We start from the raw sequence: 1596 nt of genomic DNA, 5'->3' as shown, positions 1-1596 counted from the left end.
TTCTGGAGAGGGCGAAGCCAGTCGTAGATTCGGGAAGAACGGCAATTCTCGACGCCAGCTTCGCCCGACGCGCGACCCGTTCGACTCTCCAGACCTGGGGTCGCAAGGAAGGCGTCGAGATCATCCTGGTGGAGATTGTCTGCCCTGAAGATGTCGTGCGTGAACGTCTCGAACGCCGTGCATCCAGCGGGAGCGGCGCCTCGGACGCCGGCCCCGAACTCCTGGAACGGAGTCTGAACCATCACGAAACGCCCGATGAATGGCCTCGACAGCGACACGTGCGGATTGACACGAATGACCCGGAATGGCGGGAAGAACTCCACTCCCTGGCGCGCTCATTTTCCCGGGCTTCTTCGCCCGATTCCTCAGTGTGACGAAGTGCCTCTAACGTGCCGTGAGGACACAGGAGGGCGGGCCACGGACGGCACAGAAGATGCAGTTTGATTGGTCAAGCCCGGAATAGCGCGGCACATAACAGGAGACATACCGTGGCCCGTATCCAGACGATCTTGGTTCCCAGTGATTTCTCGAAAGACGCCGAAGAAGCGCTCGAGTACGCGATCGATCTGGCCCAGGTGTTCAAGGCTCGCGTCCATCTTCTGCACGTCCACCACCCGATCGTCATGGCGCCGGCCTACGGCTATGGCATTCCTGCCGGGGTGATGACGGGCATCCGCGAGGCTGCGGAAGAGCGCATCGAACGGGAACGCGAAGAAGCTTCGAAACAAGGGATCGAGGTAACGGCCGAAGTATTCTCGGGTGCCCCATCCATCGGCATCGTCGAGGTAGCGCGCAAACTTCCAGCCGACCTGATCGTCATGGGAACCCGTGGCCTGACCGGACTGCGCCACGTCGTGCTCGGCAGCGTGACCGAACGGACCCTGAGACACGCTCCGTGTCCGGTTCTGACACTGAACTCGAAGTCGCGAGAAGAAGACAACGACTAGCAAGGATCCCGGCCCTCGAACCCTTCTCGTGGCGCGAGAAGGACGGACTGGAAGACCGGCCAGGGATATTTCGGGAATTCGTGTCGATCGGTCCCATTCGGGGGTCTTTCGGAGCGACTCACGGTCACATTCCGGGCGTCTACTCGGCGCAATTGCTCGCTTCCCCCGGCACGTTCCCTGCTTCTACCTGCCGCGCGGTCTAGAGCGATTGCAAGGAGTCAGTCAGTTGAGTCCGCCCATTGGTCGATTGCGTGAAGACGTGGAACACCTGAGGAGATTCAGGAGTGAGCTGAAGGCTGACATTCACCTGGGAACACTGGAAACGAAGGTGCAGTTCGAAGACGCCGAGACCCGCTGGCATCAGCTCGACGACCGATTGCGAAGCATCTCCGAAGAGTCGGGCGAATCACTGCACGACGTGGGAAAGGCCGCTCGCGCGCTGGTCGATGAAATCCACGACTCCTACCGGCAGATTCGGGGCAAGCTCTCGTCCTGATCGCAGCGGGCCAGGGAACCTCTGCACAGGGAGGCTGCGGCTGCGAAGCGCGATGCATCCGCCTGCGCTGCGTCGCGCGACCCTCTGCAGATCTACGGATCTGCGATCGGATCACGCTTCTTGCTCAGGCGGCGACTCCCGCTTCTCGCTCGA

At 61.3% G+C, this 1596-nt stretch carries 3 protein-coding genes; all 3 read left to right on the top strand.

What is annotated here, in order from left to right:
- The coding region (locus tag GY725_08285; protein ID MCP4004177.1) for an ATP-binding protein at positions 1-374 on the top strand (374 nt) is incomplete at its 5' end.
- 114 nt (positions 375-488) lie between these two features.
- A complete protein-coding gene (locus GY725_08280; GenBank protein ID MCP4004176.1) occupies positions 489-947 on the top strand; it encodes a universal stress protein in 459 nt (152 codons plus the stop codon).
- Positions 948-1173: 226 nt separating this feature from the next.
- Positions 1174-1443, top strand: a complete 270-nt coding sequence (locus GY725_08275) for a hypothetical protein (protein ID MCP4004175.1) — start codon at positions 1174-1176, stop codon at positions 1441-1443.
- Positions 1444-1596: the final 153 nt, after the last annotated feature.

The organism is bacterium (assembly GCA_024226335.1).
Classification (GTDB): Bacteria; Myxococcota_A; UBA9160; order SZUA-336; family SZUA-336; genus JAAELY01.
Note: the sequence above shows the minus strand (reverse complement) of the source record. Positions and strands in the feature narration are given on the sequence as shown.